This window comes from Roseibacillus ishigakijimensis, assembly GCF_016595415.1.
In the GTDB taxonomy this organism is placed as follows: Bacteria; Verrucomicrobiota; Verrucomicrobiia; order Verrucomicrobiales; family Akkermansiaceae; genus Roseibacillus; species Roseibacillus ishigakijimensis.
In genome coordinates this window covers 1-314 of the sequence record NZ_JAENIO010000185.1, presented here as the reverse complement: position 1 = coordinate 314, position 314 = coordinate 1, and the positions used below count along the sequence as shown (strand labels likewise).

Below are 314 nucleotides of genomic sequence, written 5' to 3'. Positions count from 1 at the left end.
CAAACTGACAAACTGACAAACTGACAAACTGACAAACTGACAAACTCTCATGAGCTGGACTGATGTTTTTCCCGTCTTCACCGAAGAGCAGGTGGATGACTACCTGGAGCAAGCCACGGCGCAAGAGCGGGCGCAACTGGAGGAGTGGTATGGGGTGGAGCGCGTGCGCAATGCCCAACCACAGTGTCCGGAGGTGGTGAGCCTCTCACTGTTTTGGAAGCCGGTCCATACCGGTTCGCCCGAGCTTCCTCCGCCCACTCGCGAACGGCTCCAGAACGCGGTCGCGCTGGGCCTGGCCGATCGCTACAACCCCT

1 protein-coding gene is annotated in these 314 nt (G+C 59.2%); it reads left to right on the top strand.

Annotated elements, in window-relative coordinates; all coding sequences use genetic code 11:
* Positions 1-49: 49 nt before the first annotated feature.
* The coding region (locus JIN78_RS17090) for a hypothetical protein (protein ID WP_200393205.1) at positions 50-314 on the top strand (265 nt) is incomplete at its 3' end.